A 2506-nucleotide genomic window follows, 5' to 3' on the forward strand; every position below is an offset into this window, starting at 1 on the left:
TGAGTGCGGCCAGCACCAGCTCGCGGGCGCCGCGGGTGACGGCAAAGTTGGCGGGCAGGCGGTCGAGCCAGGCGGATGGTGACTTCAGGGCGTGCTCGGCCTGTGCGGGTGCGGGCGCCGATTCGGCAGGCAGCCAGCGCCAGGTCAGGCGCGCGTCGTCGGGTTTGCGTGTGTCGACCTGGCGGCGGGCGCGTTGCCACACTTCATCCTCGCTGACGACGCCGGACTCGAAGGCGGCGCGCAGCGGTGTGTCGCAGGCGGCAGGGGCGTCGTCCAGGGTGCGCCACTGCCTTGCGACTTCGTCCAGCGCACTGCGGTCGCCGGTCATCAGGCGCGCGGTCCAGGCGGTGCAGCGCATTTCGTAATCGGGATTGCGCAGCGCCGGGTAGAGGGTGACAAAGCGCGTCCAGTCGCCGTCCTTGGCCAGCCGGCGCAGCCAGTCGGCGCGCAGGCGTTCCGCGAGCACGGTGCCGGCTTCGGCACGCAGGAAGGCGTCAAGCTCGGCTTCGGGCGCAGGTTCGGGGCGCGCGAGTACGTTCACCAGCCGCCAGTAGCGGACGTAGGCATCCAGGACATGGGACCCGGTGCTCGCGGCCAACTGCTCGAGCGCGCGCTGATCGCCCTTGCGCAGCGCTTCGCGAGCGGCGACGATTCGGGTGTCGCGGGGGTCGGACACCGCCTGCCCCGGCGCTGCTGTCGATGCAAGCAGTCCGACCGCCAGCAGCGCGGCTTTCACGCCATTCTTCATGCTCTTCTTGCTCTCCATTGCGACCTACCATACCACAGTGATGACGCCTGTTTTCGACCCCAAGGAAGACCTTGTGCAGCGCCGCAACGGAATGCGGCAACAGGCCCTGAAAGCCCGGCTGGACCTGAGTGCCGGGCACAGGCAGGACCTCACGAAACGGTTGGTGTTCCACCTCGATGCGGTGATCGGCGAACTGGCTCCGCGCTCGCTCGGATTCTGCTGGCCCTACCGCGCTGAGCCCGACCTGCGCGACTGGGTCGCGGACTGGCTGGCGAAGGATGCGGCGCGGATCGCGGCGCTGCCGGTGGTGGTCGAGAAGGACGCCGCGATGCATTTCCGGCGCTGGGTCCCCGGGGCGCCAATGGTCCCCGACCGGCATGGCATTCCGCATCCAGCAGAGGCGGTGGAGGTGCAGCCGGAGGTCGTGCTGGTGCCACTGAACGCCTTCGATGCAGCCGGCTATCGGCTCGGCTACGGTGGCGGCTACTTCGACCGCACGCTGGCGCAGATGCGCACGATCGCGATCGGCGTCGGCTTCGAACTGGGGCGGGTCGACAGCGTGCTGCCGCAGCCGCATGACCGGCCGATGAACTGGATCGTCACCGAGGCAGGGGCTGCGCAGGCCGCCTGAACGGCCGGGCGCTCAGCTGGCGAGGAACAGGCGGTAGGCGGGGTTGTCCGTCTCGGCGACGTACTCGTAGCCGAGACGCTGCAGGAAGTCGTCGAACGCCACCTTGTCCTCGGGCGGCACCTGCATGCCAACCAGCACGCGGCCGAAATCCGAACCGTGGTTGCGGTAGTGGAACAGCGAGATGTTCCAGTCCGAACGCAGGTTGGAGAGGAAATTCATCAGCGCGCCGGGCCGCTCGGGGAACACGAAGCGGTAGACGACCTCGTTCTCGGCCTGCGGCGAGTGGCCGCCCACCATGTAGCGCACGTGGGTCTTGGCCAGTTCGTCGTCGGTGAGGTCGATGGCGGGCAGTTCGTGGCGCTCGAGCATCTCGACCAGGCGGCCGGCCTCGTTGCGGTTGTGCACGGTGACGCCGACGAAGATGTGCGCCTGCCTGGCGTCGGCGTAGCGGTAGTTGAACTCGGTGATGTTGCGGTTGCCGAGCACGCTGATGAACTTGCGGAACGAACCCGGCTTCTCCGGAATCGTCACCGCCAGCACCGCCTCGCGCTGTTCGCCCAGTTCGGCGCGTTCGGCGACGAAACGCAGGCGATCGAAGTTCATGTTTGCCCCCGAGGCCACGGCGACCAGGTTCTTGTCGCGCAGCTTGTGGCGCCTGGCGTATTCCTTGGCACCGGCCACAGCCAGGGCGCCCGCGGGCTCCAGGATGGAACGGGTGTCCTCGAACACGTCCTTGATTGCGGCGCAGATGGCGTCGTTGTCGACCACGATCATCTCGTCGACGTATTGCTGGCACAGACGGAAGGTCTCGGCGCCCACTTCCTTGACCGCCGCACCGTCGGCGAAGATGCCGACCTGATCGAGCGCGATGCGCCTGCCCGCCGCCAGCGACTGGGTCATCGCATCGGCGTCCACCGCCTCGACGCCGATGATCTTCGTCTCCGGACGCAGGCGCTTGATGTAGGCCGCGACGCCGGCGATCAGGCCGCCGCCGCCGACACAGCAGAACACCGCGTGGATCGGCTTCGGATGCGCGCGCAGGATCTCCATGCCCACCGTGCCCTGGCCGGCGATCACGTCCGGGTCGTCGAAGGGATGGACGAAGGTGAGCTTCTCTGCCTTCTCGA

2 protein-coding genes and 1 pseudogene are annotated in these 2506 nt (G+C 68.1%); 1 reads left to right on the top strand and 2 read right to left on the bottom strand.

Going from position 1 to position 2506, the window contains the following annotated elements; genetic code table 11:
- A pseudogene (locus PHC73_RS13890) lies at positions 1 to 736 on the bottom strand (transglycosylase); the annotation flags it as partial.
- Positions 737 to 746: 10 nt separating this feature from the next.
- On the opposite strand from PHC73_RS13890, the gene PHC73_RS13895 reads away from it, so the two are divergent.
- Positions 747 to 1379 carry a 5-formyltetrahydrofolate cyclo-ligase gene (locus tag PHC73_RS13895; RefSeq protein WP_300129442.1) on the top strand — a complete coding sequence of 211 codons (633 nt, stop codon included), beginning with the start codon at positions 747 to 749 and terminating at the stop codon, positions 1377 to 1379.
- Positions 1380 to 1391: 12 nt separating this feature from the next.
- Here PHC73_RS13895 and ilvA read toward each other — a convergent pair.
- On the bottom strand, positions 1392 to 2506 hold a 1115-nt coding region (ilvA, locus tag PHC73_RS13900; RefSeq protein ID WP_300129444.1), incomplete at its 5' end, for a threonine ammonia-lyase, biosynthetic.

This window comes from Immundisolibacter sp. (assembly GCF_028696615.1).
In the GTDB taxonomy this organism is placed as follows: domain Bacteria; phylum Pseudomonadota; class Gammaproteobacteria; order Immundisolibacterales; family Immundisolibacteraceae; genus Immundisolibacter.

Bases quoted from the DNA above. Each gene is read 5' to 3' on its own strand.
- PHC73_RS13895 (WP_300129442.1), top strand. From the start codon at position 747: ATGCTCTTCTTGCTCTCCATTGCGACCTACCATACCACAGTGATGACG.